Annotated in this window: 15 protein-coding genes; 6 read left to right on the forward strand and 9 right to left on the reverse strand. The window is 71.3% G+C overall.

Annotated elements, in window-relative coordinates; all coding sequences use genetic code 11:
• Window positions 1–25 precede the first annotated feature (25 nt).
• On the reverse strand, window positions 26–799 hold the full coding sequence (locus GA707_RS11340; RefSeq protein ID WP_152178539.1) for a hypothetical protein: 774 nt from the start codon (window positions 797–799) through the stop codon (window positions 26–28).
• A 202-nt stretch (window positions 800–1,001) separates the two neighbouring features.
• On the reverse strand, window positions 1,002–3,677 hold the full coding sequence (locus GA707_RS11345; protein WP_226963730.1) for an HAD-IC family P-type ATPase: 2,676 nt from the start codon (window positions 3,675–3,677) through the stop codon (window positions 1,002–1,004).
• A 118-nt stretch (window positions 3,678–3,795) separates the two neighbouring features.
• On the opposite strand from GA707_RS11345, the gene GA707_RS11350 reads away from it, so the two are divergent.
• From GA707_RS11350 to GA707_RS11370, 5 genes are read left to right on the forward strand one after another with little or no spacing between them, the layout of a single operon-like run.
• Window positions 3,796–4,674, forward strand: coding sequence for an alpha/beta hydrolase (locus tag GA707_RS11350; RefSeq protein ID WP_152178540.1), 879 nt, complete (start codon window positions 3,796–3,798; stop codon window positions 4,672–4,674).
• 39 nt (window positions 4,675–4,713) lie between these two features.
• A complete protein-coding gene (locus GA707_RS11355; protein WP_152178541.1) occupies window positions 4,714–5,931 on the forward strand; it encodes an acetyl-CoA carboxylase biotin carboxylase subunit family protein in 1,218 nt (405 codons plus the stop codon).
• Window positions 5,932–5,969: 38 nt separating this feature from the next.
• Window positions 5,970–6,938, forward strand: coding sequence for a Type 1 glutamine amidotransferase-like domain-containing protein (locus GA707_RS11360; RefSeq protein WP_152178542.1), 969 nt, complete (start codon window positions 5,970–5,972; stop codon window positions 6,936–6,938).
• On the forward strand, window positions 6,935–8,077 hold the full coding sequence (locus GA707_RS11365) for an alpha/beta hydrolase-fold protein (RefSeq protein WP_152178543.1): 1,143 nt from the start codon (window positions 6,935–6,937) through the stop codon (window positions 8,075–8,077). The genes GA707_RS11360 and GA707_RS11365 overlap by 4 nt, the downstream gene beginning before the upstream one ends.
• A gap of 18 nt (window positions 8,078–8,095) precedes the next feature.
• Window positions 8,096–9,457 (forward strand): dipeptidase, encoded by a 1,362-nt coding sequence (locus GA707_RS11370; protein WP_152178544.1) that lies wholly within the window; start codon window positions 8,096–8,098, stop codon window positions 9,455–9,457.
• Window positions 9,458–9,566: 109 nt separating this feature from the next.
• On the opposite strand, the gene GA707_RS11375 is transcribed toward GA707_RS11370, so the two are convergent.
• On the reverse strand, window positions 9,567–10,622 hold the full coding sequence (locus GA707_RS11375; RefSeq protein WP_152178545.1) for an aminotransferase class V-fold PLP-dependent enzyme: 1,056 nt from the start codon (window positions 10,620–10,622) through the stop codon (window positions 9,567–9,569).
• A 92-nt stretch (window positions 10,623–10,714) separates the two neighbouring features.
• Window positions 10,715–10,885 carry a hypothetical protein gene (locus GA707_RS20855; RefSeq protein ID WP_193315295.1) on the reverse strand — a complete coding sequence of 57 codons (171 nt, stop codon included), beginning with the start codon at window positions 10,883–10,885 and terminating at the stop codon, window positions 10,715–10,717.
• A gap of 123 nt (window positions 10,886–11,008) precedes the next feature.
• Here GA707_RS20855 and GA707_RS11380 point away from each other — a divergent pair, with 123 nt between their 5' ends.
• On the forward strand, window positions 11,009–11,962 hold the full coding sequence (locus GA707_RS11380; protein ID WP_152178546.1) for a LysR family transcriptional regulator: 954 nt from the start codon (window positions 11,009–11,011) through the stop codon (window positions 11,960–11,962).
• A 24-nt stretch (window positions 11,963–11,986) separates the two neighbouring features.
• On the opposite strand, the gene GA707_RS11385 is transcribed toward GA707_RS11380, so the two are convergent.
• The 5 genes from GA707_RS11385 to GA707_RS11405 form a co-directional block, all read right to left on the reverse strand.
• The gene (locus tag GA707_RS11385; protein ID WP_152178547.1) at window positions 11,987–13,435 is read right to left on the reverse strand and encodes a serine/threonine-protein kinase; all 1,449 of its coding nucleotides are present in this window, start codon (window positions 13,433–13,435) and stop codon (window positions 11,987–11,989) included.
• Window positions 13,432–13,764, reverse strand: a complete 333-nt coding sequence (locus GA707_RS11390) for a rhodanese-like domain-containing protein (protein ID WP_226963731.1) — start codon at window positions 13,762–13,764, stop codon at window positions 13,432–13,434. Before GA707_RS11390 ends, GA707_RS11385 begins: the two co-directional genes overlap by 4 nt.
• Before the next feature lie 31 nt (window positions 13,765–13,795).
• Window positions 13,796–14,656, reverse strand: a complete 861-nt coding sequence (locus GA707_RS11395; RefSeq protein ID WP_152178549.1) for an Fpg/Nei family DNA glycosylase — start codon at window positions 14,654–14,656, stop codon at window positions 13,796–13,798.
• Window positions 14,657–14,828: 172 nt separating this feature from the next.
• A complete protein-coding gene (locus tag GA707_RS11400) occupies window positions 14,829–15,998 on the reverse strand; it encodes an App1 family protein (RefSeq protein WP_152178550.1) in 1,170 nt (389 codons plus the stop codon).
• 18 nt (window positions 15,999–16,016) lie between these two features.
• Window positions 16,017–16,802, reverse strand: a complete 786-nt coding sequence (locus tag GA707_RS11405) for a GAF and ANTAR domain-containing protein (protein ID WP_152178551.1) — start codon at window positions 16,800–16,802, stop codon at window positions 16,017–16,019.
• Window positions 16,803–16,887: the final 85 nt, after the last annotated feature.

Here is a 16,887-nt window from a genome sequence, read left to right on the forward strand (position 1 = left end):
TGCTGTGCCGGTGTGGCTGGCGGTGTCAGTGGCTGCCGACGAGCTCGCGCTCGGGGGAGGCCACAGGCGAGGCGGTGTCCTCGACCTTGCCACCGGTGCGGCCGGCGGCGGAGGTCCAGACCAGGCCCGCACCGAGGAGGAGGTTGACGGCGCCGAGGCCGGCGAGAAGCGCGACCATGCCGAGCGCGATCTTCAGGGCGGAGGCGGTGACGGTGCCGACACCGAGCTCACCGACGAGACCGTGGACGGTTCCGGTCCAGACTTCACTGCGGGCGACGGCGTCGGCCGGGTTGGTGCGGTCGAAGTCGGCCCAGTACTTGAAGTCGACCGGGTACTCGATGGTCCAACCCTCGGCCGGGAAGGGCTGCGGGACGGCGAGCGTCTCGTCGCCGACGGTGATCTCGGTGACCGGGTTGCCCTCGGCGTCGACGAGCTGGTCTTCCATGAGGGTGATCTCGGTGGAGCCGCTGATGCTGTGGTAGACGATGGTGGCCATCTGGTACATGTACTCGCTCGCCGTGTTCACGAGCGGGTCGGAGGCGTCCATCTCGCGCTCGGAGACCGGGTAGCCCCACTCGTCCGTGAGCATCGCCATGATCTTGTCGGCCTCTTCGGTCTGGCCGCGGTCGGTGAGCTGGCCCTCTTCGTTGTAGGAGAGCTCGACGTTCTGAACCTCGCTGAAGCTCTGAAGGGAGTTCTTGCCGTCGTTGTAGATGCTGAAGGCAACGCCCGATCCGACGAAGAAGACGAGTCCGAAAGCCATGAGCATGTAGCCGACGAGACGAAGTCGCTGTGCCATTGTGAAAACCTCCTCCGGGTCTGTGTGCGCCCGGGTGATCCGGAGCCCGGCATCGTGGCGGGTGTCGGGCGGATGTCCTTGGTGTGTTCATCCGTCGACGACGTTACTACTACTACTTGTCGTACTACAACTCGTAGTAGTGGAATCCGCAACTTTGGGACACAGGTCACACGGCGCTCGGTCTGATCCGCGAGTGGGGCTCTCACCAGCCACGACGTCGAGTGAAGGCCTTCTCGAGCTCGACGAGCACGAATACGCCCGCGCCGACTCCGACGGCGACCGCCCAGTGCCGCGCTGCGAGGGGGGCCGCGTCGAAGAAGACCTCCATCGGGGGCGCGTAGACGAAGACCAGCTGCAGGACCACCAGCACGAGGATGCTCAGCCAGGCCACCGGGTTGGTGGTGAACAGCTCGCGCCGCAGGCTCCCGGCCGAGACGAAGCGCATGTTGAGCAGATAGAACGCCTGGGCCACGACCAGAGTGGTCAACGCGGCCGTCCGGGCGACCTCGACCTCGGCCCCCGCCGCCATCTCCATGGCGAAGACCGCGTAGGTCACAGCACCGATCACCGGGGATACGTACAGGATTCGGACCAACGACGCACGGTCGAGCAGCGGCTCGTCGGCGTCCCGCGGCGGCCGGTCCATCACCCCCGGCTCGGAGGGCTCGAAAGCCAGTGCGAGAGCCAGGGTGACCGCTACCACCAGGTTGACCCACAGCACCTGCAGTGGGGTCAACGGCAGAACCGCACCCGCGAGCACCGCGCCGAGAATCACGAGGCCCTGCGCCCCATTGGTCGGCAGGACGAACGTCACCGACTTGCGCAGGTTGTCGTAGATCGTCCGCCCCTGCTTGACCGCACGGCCGATCGAGGCGAAACTGTCGTCGGCCAGGACGATCTCGGCGGCCTCCTTCGTCGCCTCGGTCCCTTTGATACCCATGGCGACGCCCACATCGGCCCGCTTGAGCGACGGTGCGTCGTTGACGCCGTCACCGGTCATCGCGACGACCTCGCCACGTGCCTGCAGCTCCGTGACGATCCGGAGCTTGTGCTGCGGCGCGGTCCGGGCGAAGACGTCGGTGCGGGAGACGATCTCACCGAGCTGGTCGTCGTCCGTACGGTCGAGCTCACTGCCGGTGACGACATGATCGGCCCGGATCCCCATCCTTTCGGCGATCGCCCGTGCCGTGCCGGCGTGGTCGCCGGTGATCATGACCACCCGGATGCCGGCGTCCTGACACTCGGCGATCGCGGCCACCGCCTCGGGTCGCGGGGGATCGAGCAACCCCAGGAGTCCGACGAGAGTGAAGCCGCCGGCCTCAACTGTCGCCCGGTCCACGCCGGTCGAGCCATCCGCCGAGCGCACCGCTGCGGCGAGGACGCGCAGCCCGCGCCCACTCAGCTCGGCCATTCGCCGCTCCCACACCTCCCGCTCGAGGGGCCGCCGGGCGACACCCTCGTCCACGCAGAGGTGCAGCACCCGGTCCGGCGCTCCCTTCAGGTGGAGCCACCGGGACCCGTCGATCTCGTCGAGGGTCGCCATCACCTTGGCATCGGAGTCGAACGGCAGCTCGGCGACCCGCTCGCCGCGGCCGGCGTCGTAGCCGGCCTTGCGGGCGAAGGCCAGGAGTCCGCCCTCGGTGGGCTCGCCGACCAGCTGCCAGCGGTCCCCCGTCGACCGGAGGCGGGCGTCGTTGCAGCGGCCGGCGACGGTCGCGAGCGCGAGCAGGTCGGGCGAGGCGTCCGGCTCCGGCGCACCGTCGAGCGGCACCACCCGTCCGGTCGGCGAGTATCCGACGCCCTCGACCCGGTAGGCACCGCTCGAGGTCAGCACGTGCTGGACCGTCATCTCGTTCTGGGTCAGGGTCCCGGTCTTGTCCGAGCAGATCACGGTGACCGACCCGAGGGTCTCGACCGCGTCGAGCCGGCGGGTGATCGCGTTGCGACGGGCCATCAGCTGCACCCCTCGCGCGAGGGTGATGGTGAGGATCGCCGGCAGACCCTCCGGGATCGCGGCGACCGCGAAGCCGATGGCTGCCAGCGTGATGTCCCCGAGCGAGAAGTCCCGCACCAGCCAACCCACCAGGAAGAGGACGGCCGCGGCTGCGACGATGCCGCTGCTGAGGAGGGATCCGAAGCGGTTCATCTGCCGGGTCAACGGCGTCGCGATCCGCTGCACGTCGGCGATCATCGTGCTGATCCGGCCGATCTCGGTGGACGGCCCGGTGGCCGTCACGACACCCACCCCGGTGCCGGCGGTGACCAGGGTGCCGGAGTAGGCCATCGACGAGCGGTCCCCGAGCTCTCGTCCCGCGTCCACCGCCGCCGGGGACTTGCGCGAGGGCTCCGACTCGCCCGTGAGCGCCGCCTCCTCGATGGCCAGGTTGGTCGCGTCGAGGAGGCGCACGTCGGCGGGCACCCGGTCCCCTGCGGCCAGGCGGACGATGTCACCCGGCACGAGGTCGTCGGCCGGCAACTGTCGCCAGTCCCCGTCCCGGCGGACGTGCGCCCGCGTGGAGAGCATCGAGCGCAGACTCTGGAGAGCGTGCTCGGCCTGCCCCTCCTGGATGAAGCCGATGAGGGCGTTGAGGATGACGACCGCCAGGATCACGCCGGTGTCGATCCACTCGCCGAGGAGGGTCGTCACGACGGCGGCCGCGAGCAGGACGTAGATCAGTGCGTCGTGGAAGTGCCGGGCGAACCGCACGACCGGATGGTCCCGCTCCGGCTCGGGCAGCCTGTTCGGGCCGTGCTCGGCGAGGCGACGCTCGGCCTCGTGGCCGGACAGTCCCACTCGCTCGACGTCGAGGAGGGTGAGCATCGTCTCCCCGGAGGCGGCATGCGGCTCGTGCATGGCGCGGACGCTCGACGAGGTCACCCCTCCACGATACGAACCCCTTGCCCGGCCGCGCGCGTGAGGTGGCTCATTCCTCGAGCGGACGGGACAGCCGTCCCAACGCTCCCACGTCCCGATGCCCGCGTGGGATGCTGCGGTCATGAGCCACACACCAGGGACCTTCACCTCACCCGTCGACGGACTCGAGCTCACGAGCTACACGTGGGGCGCCGACGTCGACAGCCCACGCGGGATCGTCCAGATCGCGCACGGGCTGGCCGAGCACTCGGGCCGGTATGCGCGGGTCGCCCACGCGCTGAACGACGCCGGATACGTCGTGTCGGCGGTCGACCACCGCGGTCACGGCTCGTCGATCGCGCAGGTCGCGGGCGACTTCGGCGCCGCCGGGTGGGACGGCCTGGTCGACGACCTCGTCGCGTACGGTGCAGCGCTTAGGGAGCAGCATCCGGGCCTGCCGTTGTTCCTCGTCGCGCACTCGATGGGGTCCTTCGCCGCACAGTCGGCCCTGCTGGAGCATTCGGAGCAGTATGCCGGTGTCGTCCTGTCCGGGTCCACCGCCGTCGACGTGCTCGCGGCGAGCCTCGCCGAGGCTCCGGAGGACGGACCTGCCGGCCTCGAGGCGTTCAACGCCGGCTTCGAGCACCGCACCGGGTACGAGTGGCTCTCCCGCGACGAGGCCGAGGTCGACCTCTACGTCGCCGACCCGCTGTGCGGGTTCGACACGCCACCGGAGACCCTGCCGGCCCTGTTCTCCCATGTCGGCCGGGTCTCGGATCCCGCTGCACTGCAGGGGATCCGGCCGGACCTCCCGATCCTCATCGTGTCCGGCGACGCCGACCCGCTCGCCGGCGGTGGGCAGCTCGTGGAGCTGCTCGGCTCGCGCTACCGGGAGGCCGGGGTCCGTGACGTCACGGTGCGGCTGCACCCGCAGGCGAGGCACGAGGTCTTCAACGAGACCAACCGGGCCGAGGTCATCGGCGAGGTCGTCGACTGGGTGCGCGCGCATACCCCCGACTGACCGGCGCTCGGGAGCGCTCGCGGCGCTAGGCTCGATAAGGTGAACATCGTCTTCGTCGAGCCGTCGTTCCCGCGCAACCAACGGCGCTTCGTGCACGCGCTTCGCGAGGTGGGCGCCAACGTCATCGGCGTCGGCGAGACGCCTGAGGACTGGCTCGAGCACGAGGTGCGCGACGCGCTCGTCGCCTACTACAAGGTCGACAACGTCACCGACGTCCACCAGCTCGAGGCCGCCGTGAAATGGGCGCAGTCGATCGCGTGGGTGGACGCCCTGGAGTCCACCGTCGAGAGCCACCAGCTCGCCGCGGCGCACGTCCGCGAGGCGCGCGGGATCCCCGGCACGTCGGTGCGCACGACCTGGCTGTGCCGCGACAAGCCGTCGATGAAGGAGGTCCTGCGGGCCGCCGGCATCCCGACCGCCGCGAGCACTGCGGCCGACACGGCCGACCAGGTGCGCGACTTCGCCAAGGAGGTCGGCTACCCGCTCATCCTCAAGCCGCGCGCCGGCGCGGGCGCCCAGGGCACCGTCAAGGTCACGAGCGACGGCGAGCTGGAGACCGCCCTGGTCGGCTTCGGCGACACGCCGAGCATCGCCGTCGAGGAGTTCGTCGACGGCCACGAGGGCTTCTACGACACGATCACGGTCGACGGCGCAACGACCCACGACTGGATCACGCACTACTACCCCAACGTGCTCGAGGCGATGCGGCACCGCTGGATCTCCCCGCAGTTCGTCACGACGAACCGGATCAACGACTCCGCCATGTACGCCGAGGTCCGCGAGCTCGGCCAGCGGGTGGGCGAGGTCCTCGGCATCGGCACCTCGGCGACCCACATGGAGTGGTTCTACGGCGACAAGGGCCTGCGGTTCTCCGAGATCGGCTGCCGTCCGCCGGGAGTCGGGTGCTGGGACCTGTACTCCGCCGCCAACGACGTCGACGTCTACCGCGAGTGGGCGCACGCGGTCGTGCACGGGCGCGTCGACCATCCGCTCTCCCGCGCCTACTCCGCCGGCATCGTCGCGCTGCGACCCGACCACGACGGCCACATCCACGGGTACTCCGGCGTCGACGAGGTCGCCGGCCGCTACGGCGAGTGGATCATCGACACGCACCTTCCCGGCGCCGGCACACCGACCCAGGCGGTTGAGGCCGGCTACATGGCCAACGCCTACGTCCGGATGAAGCACCCGGACTACGACACCCTGCGGGCGATGCTCGACGACGTCGGCCGGACCGTCCACGTCCACGCGGGCTGAGTCCGGCGCTCCCCGACGACGCCTCGACCCGGCCACCCATGACGACCGTTCTGCTCGGACCGCAGCGCTTCCGCATGACGGCGGGGACGGTGGCGCGCGGCCTGGCCCCGGAGGGCACGGTGGCGACCGTGACCGCCGGCTGGCGGGACCGCGAGAAGGACGACGCCGAGCTCGACCAGGTCCTCGGCGGACGCAGCCGCAACCTGCACCTGTTCACCCGGTTGGGGCACGTCGTCCGGCACGACCGCACGTTCGCGACCGCGGCGAGCGCCTACAACCGGGCCGTCGACGAGGCGAGCGAGCTCTACACCCTCCGGCTCCAGCATGCGCTCGACGCGGTGTATGCGATCTCGCGACGCAGCGTCCGGGACGACCTCGTCGACTCATCCCTGCGCGCCGGCCTACAGTCTGTTCGCGACATCGACGCCTGGTTCCTCTGGGTGCTCACCGAGCTCGAGGGTGAGCTGCGCGCGGACGGGGGGGTCGACACCTCCGACGTCATCGCGCAGCATCGCGCCGAGGTGGCCGAGATCATCGGCGGCGCAAGCCTCCTCGCGATCGCCGGCGGACACGTCGCCTACCTGTCCCGGTGCCTGCGTCTCTTCGCCGTCGAGCCGCCGGACCACCTGCCGATCATCGGCTGGTCGGCGGGTGCGATGGTCCTGACCGATCTCATCGTGCTCTACAACGACAAGGGTCCCGAAGGGGTGCGGCCCTCCGAGGTGTGGGACCGCGGACTCGGGCGCGTCCACGGCATCGTGGCCATGCCGCACGCCCGGCGGCGGCTCCAGCTCGACGACACGGACCGCAACACCGTGCTCGCCCACCGCTACGCGCCGGCCCGCGTCGTCCTGCTCGACGACGGCGGCAGGGTCGTCATCGGCGACGACGGCGAGCTGCCACCCGACGCGCGCGTGATCACCGCCGAGGGTCGGGTGAGCACCGTGGCCGAGGGTGCCGGCGCGGTCCCGAACGGCGGTCCGATCGGTCGGGGTGGTGGCGGATGAGGCGGCTCGCCATCAACCGGCTGCTCGAGCGGCCCGTCGACCAGGCCCGTGCAGAGCGGTTCGTCGCCAAGCACGGCTCGCCCATCGTGGAGGGTCCGCGCGCCACGTTCCTCTGGGTCGGCGAGGCCGACGAGGTCCTCGTCCGTCACCGGGTCCAGGGACTGCCGGACCCGCTCTCGATGAGGCGAGTGCCGCATACCTCTCTCTGGTACGTCTCCATCGACATGCCGCCGGAGTCGAGGGTGGAGTACCAGTTCGAGATCATCCGAGGCGAGCAGCGCGAGTCGCACGTCAACGACCCGCTCAACCCACGGCTGGCGCACGGGCCGTTCGGGGCCAGCTCGGTCTGCGCCGCCACGGGGTACGTCGTGCCGGAGTGGACCCTCCCCGACCCGGAGGCCCGCTCCGGGGAGCTCGTCGACGAGACCCTGCAGTCCAAGGCACTGCGCCGGCAGGTCAGGTTCAAGGTCTACGTCCCGGCCCGGTTCGTACCGCTCGTGCACCACCCGCTGCTCGTCGTCCACGACGGCGACGACTATCTGCAGTACGCCTCGATGAAGACCGTCCTCGACAACCTCATCCACCGCGGCGAGATCGCCGACCTCGTCGTCGCCTTCATCCCGCCGGGGAACCGGTTGGTCGAATACGCCAACCACGCCCCGCACGCCCGGTTCGTCGCCCGTGAGCTCGTGCCTTACCTCTCCGACCGCTATCCCCTGCTCGGGGGTCCGGGTGGGCGCACCCTCATGGGCTCGAGCTTCGGCGGCATCGCGTCGTTCTCGACCGCGGTGCGCTATCCCGAGCTCTTCGGGTCCCTGCTGCTGCAGTCGGCGTCCCTCGTGTTCACCGACATCGCCTTCGACCACGGCGGTGGCGCGGTGTTCGACCCGGTCGTGAAGTTCGTCAACTCCTACCGGGCCAAACCGCGGCGGGTGACCGACCGGATCTACCAGTCGTGCGGGATGTACGAGCCGCTCATCACGCCGAACCGCTCGATGGCGAACGTCTTCGCGGACGCCGGGATGGACGTCCGCTACCGCGAGGCGCGCGACGGCCACAACTGGGAGAACTGGCGGGACCGGCTACGCGAGGCGCTGACCTGGCTCTATCCCGGCGACCAGCGGTTCGTCTACGAGTGAGCGGACTGGGGTAGGCGCATGACAGAGCACCTGGCGGCCGCCGTCGCCGACCACATGGCGCGGGCACGGGCCGATCTGGAGGCGCTCGTCGCATTCCGGTCGGTCGCGGACGAGCGGATCGTCCCGCGAGAGGAGTGCCACGCCGCGGCCGATGCGGTGACCGGGCTGTTCCGCGAGGTCGGCCTCGACGTCGAGCAGGTGGAGACGTCCGACGGGAGCAGGGCCGTGCTCGGCACCTCGCCCGCACCGCCGGGTGCGCCGACGGTGCTGCTGTACTCGCACTACGACGTGCAGCCGCCCGGCGACCTCGCCGAGTGGGACGGCTCACCGTGGGAGCTGGTCGAGCGGAGCGGTCGCTGGTATGCGCGCGGCGCCGCCGACTGCAAGGGCAACCTCGTCATGCTGCTGACCGCGTTGCGGGCGCTGCCGCGCCCGTGGCCGGTCGGGGTGCGGATGGTGTGCGACGGGTCCGAGGAGATGTCGACCGGTGGCATCGAGCGGCTCGTGCAGGACCGGCCGGAGCTGTTCTCGGCCGACCTCATGCTCATCGCCGACTCCGGCAACATCGAGCAAGGTGTGCCGACCGCGACGGTGTCGCTGCGCGGCACGGGCAGCGTGGTCGTCACGGTGCGGACCCTCGACGGGCCCGTGCACTCCGGGATGTTCGGCGGGGCGGCGCCGGATGCGCTGGCCGCGCTGGTCCACGTGCTCGCGACGCTGCGGGACGAGCACGGTGACACGACGGTGGACGGGCTGGGCTCGGATGGAACGTGGGCCGGGGCGGACTATCCGGTCGACCGGTTCCGGCGTGACGCCGGAGTGCTCGATGGCGCGCCGGTGCTGGGGTCCGGGTCGGTCGCAGACACGCTGTGGGCGCGGCCGGCGGCGACGATCCTCGCCATCGACGCGCCCCGGGTCGCCGAGGCCACCGCGGCGGTGCAGGGAACGGCGCGGGCGATGGTCAACCTGCGTGTCCCGCCGGGACAGGACGCCGCGGAGGCGCAGCGACTGCTCGTCGAGCACCTCGAGGCCGCCGCTCCTTGGGGTGTGGAGGTCGAGGTCGAGCCGCGGACGCTCGGGCAGCCGTTCGCCGCGCGCACCGATGGGCCGGCCTTCGCCGCGCTGGCAGTGGCGATGGAGTCGGCGTTCGGGCAGCCGTTGACAACGGTCGGGCAGGGCGGCGCCATCCCGCTGTGCAGCCGGTTGCACGAGGCACATCCGGACGCGGAGATCCTGCTCTTCGGCGTCGAGGAGCCGGCCTGCCGGATCCACTCGCCCGGCGAGTCGGTGGACCCGCGCGAGATCGAGCGCACCGCATACGGACTGGCACTGCTGCTGGACTCTCTCGGCCACCCCCACCCACACCCGGGAGCAATCTAGCTATATGCAGGTTTCTCCCGGGCCGGACCTATGGATAACGCCGACGTGGTGCCAGGCGGGGGCACAACGCCGCGTCCGGCACCACACCCCCGCGCCCGGCGTCGCGCGCTCAGGCGTGGACGTGGCCGCGGAGCAGGCGCCCGATCTCCTCGGACTCTGCGACGGTGTTGTTGACGTGGAACGACAGGCGCAGCCGGCCGGCGCGCACACTCGCGGTGGCGCCGGCGTCCGCGAGCAGTCGACCCACCGCATCGTCCGCGACGAGTGAGACGATCGCGCTCGGACTCGGCTCGATCCCAGCAGCCCGCGCGAACGCCGACTGGGCCTCGAGCGCGTGCCGGTGCAGCGCATCGACGCCGACCTCGGTGAGGAACCGCATCGACGCATGGGTCCCCACCCAGGCGAACCACGCCGGCGAGACGTCGAAGCGCCGGGCGTCGTCCGCGAGTCGCAGAGGCAGCCCGTAGATCGACTCCCACGGCCGTCGGCCGGCGTACCAGCCGGCCTGGCCCGGCGTGATGGCGGGCATTCGGTCCTCGCGCACCGTGAGGAACGCCGTGCCGCGTGGGGAGAGCAGCCACTTGTATGCCCCGCACACCGTGTAGGCGAAGCGTCCCGCGTCCACAGGCAGCCAGCCCGCGGCCTGGGTGAGGTCGACGAGGACGTCGACACTGTGTTCGTCGGCCGCCGTCGCGATCGCGTCGAGGTCGGCGACCCGACCGTCGGAGGACTGCACCGCGGAGACGACGACGAGGTCGAGGCCCGGATGCATTGCGTCGGCCAGGGCCTCGAGCGGTGCCTCGGTGACCGTGATGCCCCTCTCCGCCTGCGCCGCGAACGGAAAGGTCACACTGGTGAACTCCCCTGCCGCCGTCAGGATCTGCGAGCCGTCCGGGATCGAGGCGGCAACCAGCCCGACGAGCGGGCTCACCTGGTGACCGATGGCGACGGTGGCGGGATGGACGCCGGTGAGCGCCGCATACAGGTCCCTCGTCTCGGCGATGACCGGGTCGAACGCGATGGCGTCCAGCAGCCCCCTGCGCCAGTCCTCGAGCACCGCGTCCATCGCCTCGACCGTCAACCGCGGCGGCAGCCCGGAGGTCGCGGTCGCGAAGTACGGGCCGTCCGGGGCGAAGTGGGCGGCCCAGGGCCAGTCGGAAGGCATGGACCGACCCTAATCAATCGACCCTAGACGCACGAGTGGTGCCGGGCAGGGGCTGCACGCCCCGCCCGGCACCACGCGAGCATCGACCTCGATCAGGCAGCGAGGACGAGGTTGCCTCGGGCGTCCATGTGGCAGGTCTGCGGGGCGCCGCACCAGCACTCGTAGGTGAGCTCGAGGTCCTCGCCGGTGTTCTTCAGGCCGAGGATCTGGCTGGGGAAGATGAGCATGCGCTTGCCGCACTCGGTGCACTCGCGAGCGAACATCGGGGGTCCTCCTCTTCAGGGATGTGGATGGTGGTGTGACGCCGTTGTCCTACTGACGAGTATCGCCCGGTTCTACCTATAGCGCTAGCACCCTCTTTCCTCTCTCACCCATAGGCTTGTCCTATGGCTACGCTTCACCAGCTGCGGTGCTTCATCTCCGTCTTCGAGCACGGGTCCTTCACCGCGGCCGCCGAGGACCTCGGCTACGCCCAGCCGTCCATCTCCGAGCAGGTGCGCGCGCTCGAACGGTCCTACGGCGTCGAGCTGTTCACACGGGTCGGGCGTGGGGTCACGCCGACTCCCGCCGGTGAGACCCTGCGCCCTCTGGCGGAGCTGACGGTCGGCGCGGCCGAGCAGGCCGACCGCGCGGTCCGCTCGGTGCGCACGCTGGAGTCGGGCACGGTCCGGTTCGGGGTGTTCGGCACGGCCCGGCTCTACATGGGCGCCCAGCTCGTCGCCGACATGCTGGAGCGCCATCCGGGTGTCCGGGTCGAGCTCATCGGGCAGAACTCGACCGAGGTCGAGGACCACCTGCGCCGCGGCTACATCGAGGCCGCCATGATCGGCGTCGACCAGCTCGGCACCGAGGGCCTGCACGTCGTGCCCGTGGCGCGCGAGGAGCTCGTCTACCTGTCGATGGACCCGGCACGCACGGCGCGGCCCGTGTCGGCGCTCGATCTCGACCGCGCTCCGCTCGTCATGCCGGAGACGACCTGGCGCGCCACCGACCCCATCCGGGCCCAGCTCCGGCGGATGGTTCGAGAGGCCGGCGTGAACCCGGAGACACGGATCGAGGTCGAGGACGTCGAGACGGCTGTCGAGCTCGTCGGACGGGGCCTCGCCGACACCATCGTCGGCAAGGGCGTCGTCACCGAGGTCGTCGACCGGCTCGCCCCGGGCGCGCACTGGGTCGGGCTCGAACCGCGGCAGTACGGCACGCTCGCGATCGTGCACCGGGCCGGCGCGACCCTCTCCCCCGCCGCCCAGGTCATGGTGCACCTCGCGACGCGTCGGATCCAGGAGGTGCTCGAACCGATCCGGCCGACCGACCGCCGTGGACGGGCCCGCAGGCGTTGAGCCACCGTTCGTGAACCGCTCAGGTCAGAGCAGGGCGATGACTCCCTCGACACCGTCGACGACCGAAGTGTGCTCGGACTCGGTCAGGCTGCCCTCGTCGAGCAACCGGTCTGCCGCGGTGACGATCTCGTCCAACTGGGCCGCCGCATTCGGGCTCTGCAGGCCGTTCGACGCGGGCTGCCAGAGCTGATCGAGCTCGGCACGAGCATCCTCGTCGGCGACCGCGGCGATGGCCGCGCCCACGGAGGCCACCGCCTCGTCGAGGGCCGCCTGGCCGTCGGGCGTCTCCGGCGGCGCGTCGGTGGGTGTCGCGGGCTCCGTCGTAGGCTCCAGGGTGGGCGTGACGGTCACCGTGGAGGTCACGACACTCGTCGTCGGCGACGCGCCCGTCGTCACGGTCTGGGTCGCGGTCGGTGTCGGCTCGGTCGTGTCGTCCGGTGACAGCAGCTGCCACGCGAACACCCCGGCGACGGCCAGCAGCGCGGCGGCGACGACCCACCACAGCCCCCGCCCGCCACGACCATCGGTCTCGGGTGCGGGCGAGGCGGGAGGCACCGTGTAGCGCTCGGTCGCGGAGGTGACCCGGGTGGGAACCGCACCCGCCGCCACGGCCTGCGTCTCCTCGGGCTCCGGGCTCAGCTCGCCACCTTCGAGCACCCGGGCCACCTCGGCCGCGGTCGGCCGCCGGGCCGGGTCCTTGGCGAGCATCCGGTCGAGGAGCGCGACGAGCCGCGGCGGCGCGTCGTCACGCAGGTTCCCGAGGGAGGGAGGCGGGTCGTCGATGTGGGCGCGCATGAGCGCCAGCGCGTTCGAGGACCCGAACGGCGGTGAGCCGCTCGCCAGGGCGATGAGCAGGGCCCCGAGGGAGTACACGTCGCTCGCCGGACCGACCGGGCGGCCCATGGCCTGCTCCGGAGACATGTATGCGGCGGTCCCGATCGTCGTCTGCGGTGCGGTGAGGGTCGTGGTCGCCTCCTGCTCCAGACGCGCGATGCCGAAGTCGACGATCGTCGGCACGCCGCGGCTCACCACGACGTTGCCGGGCTTGATGTCGCGGTGCACGACGCCCGTCGCGTGGGCCGCGGCGAGTCCGCGGGCGACGCCTGCGCCGATGCGCTCGACCTCACCGAGCGAGAGGGACCGCCCCGAGGCGATGAGGTCGGCACAGCTCGGCCCGTCGAGCAGCTCCATGACGAGATAGGCGGTGCGGCCGTCACCCGCCTCGTCGGTGCCCGCGTCGTAGACGCTGACGACATTGGGGTGGGAGAGGCCGGCCATCGCGACGGCCTCGCGCTGGAAGCGGGCGCGTGTGGCGGCGTCGACATGGCTGTCGAGGCGGACCCGCTTGAGGGCGACGTCCCGCTGCAGAGTGACGTCGCGGGCGCGCCAGACCTCACCCATCGCACCGACGCCCACCCGGTCCTCGAGGCGGTAGCGCCCCGCGACCAGGTCGACGTCCGGTGGCTGGCTCACCTGACGGAGGGCTCCTGGCCGTCCTCGCTCACCATCGGCTTGCCGGCCGACTGCCACGCGAGCATGCCGCCCTCGGCGTTGACGGCGTCGAAGCCCTGCGCGACGAGCCACTCGACCGCGCGTCCGCTGCGGTTGCCGCTGCGGCACATGATCGGCAGCGTGCCGTCGACCTCGGGCAGCTCGCCCACGCGGGCGGGCAGCTCGGCCAGGGGGATGTGGATCGCGCCGGTGGCGTGCCCGCGGTCCCACTCGTCCTGCTCGCGCACGTCGACCATCACGGCGTCATCGGCCAGTCCGGTCGCGGGGGTGCCGGGGGGCTCTGGGTTCATGAACGACATGGGTCAATGACAGCACAGATCGTCACTTGAGGAACTTCGAGGTCCGGCGGTCGGCCAGCGGTTTGCCGCCCGTCTGGCAGGTCGCGCAGTACTGCAGGGACGAGTCCGCGAACGACACCTCCCGCACGACGCCCCCGCACTCGGGGCAGGTCTCGCCGGTCCGACCGTGCACGCGCATCCCGGCCCGCTTGGCGTCCTTGAGCTCGGCCGCCGGCTTCCCGCTCGCCGCCCGGACCGCAGCGGCCAGTGTGCCCTGGACCGCCGCATACAGGCGGGTGAGGTCGTCGTCGGAGAGCCGAGCGGCGATCGCGAACGGGGAGAGCTTGGCCACGTGCAGGATCTCGTCGGAGTACGCGTTGCCGATGCCCGCGATGATCGACTGGTCGCGGAGCACGCCCTTGACCTGCGCGTTCCGCGAGCGGAGGATCTCCGCGAAGACCTCCTCGCTGAAGTCGTCCGCGAGCGGGTCCGGGCCGAGGCTGGCGACGCCTGGCACCTGCTGCGGGTCGGCCGTGATGTATGCGGCCAGCCGCTTCTTCGTGCCGGCCTCGGTGAGGTCGAAGCCGGCGCCGTCGCTCAGGCGCACCCGCAGGGCGATCGGTGACTTGCCGGGCCGCAGCCGGGTGGTGGGCACCTCGTCGTACCACCGCAGCCAGCCGGCTCGGGCCAGGTGGAAGACCAGGTGCGTCCCGCCGCAGTCGAGGTCGATGAACTTGCCGTGCCGGGTGACCGACTCGACGGGCGCCCCGATCAGCGCCTCGGGTGGCGGGTTGAACGTCTTGAGCACCGTGATCGACCCGAGCTCGACCCCGGTGACCGCCTCGCCGACGGCGCGCTCGGTCAGGAAGTCGACCAACGCCTGGACCTCGGGCAGCTCGGGCATGACCCCATCTTGCCCCGAGCCGCGCCGTCAGGTGTGGTGGGCGGACAACCGATGAGGCGCCGTGGTTGCAGTCACCGGCCGCAGCAATTGTCGCGGCCGGTGACGGCATCTGCAGCCGGTGACGGCATCCGCGGCCGGAGACCGCGCACCGGCTGACCGGGGAGGTGCCGGCTCAGTGGTCGTCGCCCACCGGGTGCGGCGTCTCGACGAACCAGTCGGTGTCGCGGTATCGGGCCCACGGGTCGACATCAGCGCCGAGGGCCGCACGCAGCTGGACCGCGAGCTCCCACCCGTCGGGTGCCTCGACGACCGGCGTCTCGGGCAGCCCTCGGGCGGCGGCGGCCGAGGCAGCCGTCAGGGCGCGCGGCCCGTGGGTGACGACCTTCTCCCCCAGGCCCATCTCGCGCAGCGCGATCGCCCGGACGAGCTCGGGGTGGTGCTCGGCGAAGTCGCGGTACAGGATCGGGTCCTTCTGGCCGGTGTCGCCGACGAGGATCCACCGGATGTGGGGCAGCTCGCGGGCGATGCGCCGCAGCTGGGCGCGCTTGTGGGCCGGTCCGGACCTGAACCACCCCGTGTTCGTCGGACCCCAGTCGGTCAGCAGCATCGGCCCGGGAGGGAACCCGTGGTGGGTGATGAAGCGCATGAGGTGCGGGGCGGTGTTCCACGCGCCGGTGGACACGTAGATCACCGGCACCTCGGCGCCCATCTCCTCGCGCTCGATACTCGTCGGCACCTCGTGCTCGCGGATGAACGAGCGGTAGAGCTCGGCCATCCCGGGCACCGGCCGGCGCTCGGCCGCCTCGCGGACGAAGGTGTTCCAGAACGCGACGAGCGGCCGCGGCAGGTTGGTCGTCAGGATCGTGTCGTCGACGTCGCTGATGATCCCGAAGCGTTGGGTCGAGGCGATGACGTGGACCGGCGCCTCGACCGACACCGCCCGCGGCGACTCGAGGACGACGTGGTGCCACCCGGGGAGCAGTCCGTGCCCGCGGATCGTCAGGTCGACGAGTCCGGAGCGGTCGGTGCGGGTGGTCACCTCGCGGTCCGAGAAGCGCACGGTGACGGGGACGTCGGCGGCCGGAGCCGTGACGAAGGCCCGCCAACCGCGCGTCTCCTCGTCGGCGTGCCGCAGCTCGTCGTCGGTCGCCTCGATGTCGGCCGCCGCGGTCTGGTCCGGGGTGCGACTGAACAGCACGCGCGCGAGCACCCGGAGGAAGCCCGCGGACCCGTAGCCGGTGTAGGCGATGATCTTGTGCTGCCAGCCGCGCTCGGTCAGCTCGTCGGCGATCCGACTCTTGATCGCGTCCTCGATGACGGCTGCGCGGTGCGGTCGAGCCATGGTCCGAAGCCTAGAGGTTCAGCTCGGCCCCTGCTCCGGCTCGAGGTGGCTGTAGGTTCCGGTGACGATCCGCTGGGCGAGGTCGCGCACCTTGATGTTGCGGTTCTGGCTGTGGCTGCGGATGATCTCGAAGGCCTGCTGCTCGGTGATGCCGCGCAGCCCCATGAGCACACCCTTGGCCTGCTCGATGACGGCGCGGCTGCCCATCGCCTGCTCGAGCTGGGCTGCGAGGGTGCGCGCTCCGATGATCTCCTGCGCCGCGGCGATGGTGTCGGCGCACCGCTGGGCCGCCATCCGGACCACGGTCGTGTCCAGCTCGTCGAAGGCGCCGGCGACCCGCGCATACAGGTTGAGCGCCCCGAGGGCCTCGCTGTCGGCGACGAGGGGGACCGCGAGGAGCGACCGGTAGCCGTGCTCGAGCGCCTGGGCGGTGAACGCCGGCCAGCGGTCGAGGGCCTCACCGAGCGTGGCGCGGTTCTCGCGCTGGTTGCGGTAGGCGTCCAGGCAGGGCCCGTCGCCCACGGCGTACTGGATGCCGTCGACCTCGAGGGTGCGGGCCGTCGTGTACGCCGCCGTCCGCGGGATGGAGTCGACCAGGAGCGTGATGCCGACCTCGTCGCAGGAGTCGACGGCCTCCTGGACCGCGTGCACGACCGTGCTGAGGTAGCTCTCGAGCTCGTCGGCATCTCGGACCACGCCCGCGAGACGCTCCATCAGCGCCGCCCCCGCCGGTTCGGCGGAGGTGCGCGTCGCACCGGTCGGATCTGAGGCGAGGTCGGGCCTGGTGATGACGTCTTCGGACATGAGAGGGACCTTCGGGCAGCCGTGCGGCGCACGGTCGAACTGGCAGGGGAGGGCGTCTCCGAGACCCCCTCGGTCGGCAAGATAC

It is taken from the genome of Nostocoides sp. F2B08 (assembly GCF_009184895.1).
Taxonomy (GTDB): Bacteria; Actinomycetota; Actinomycetes; order Actinomycetales; family Dermatophilaceae; genus F2B08.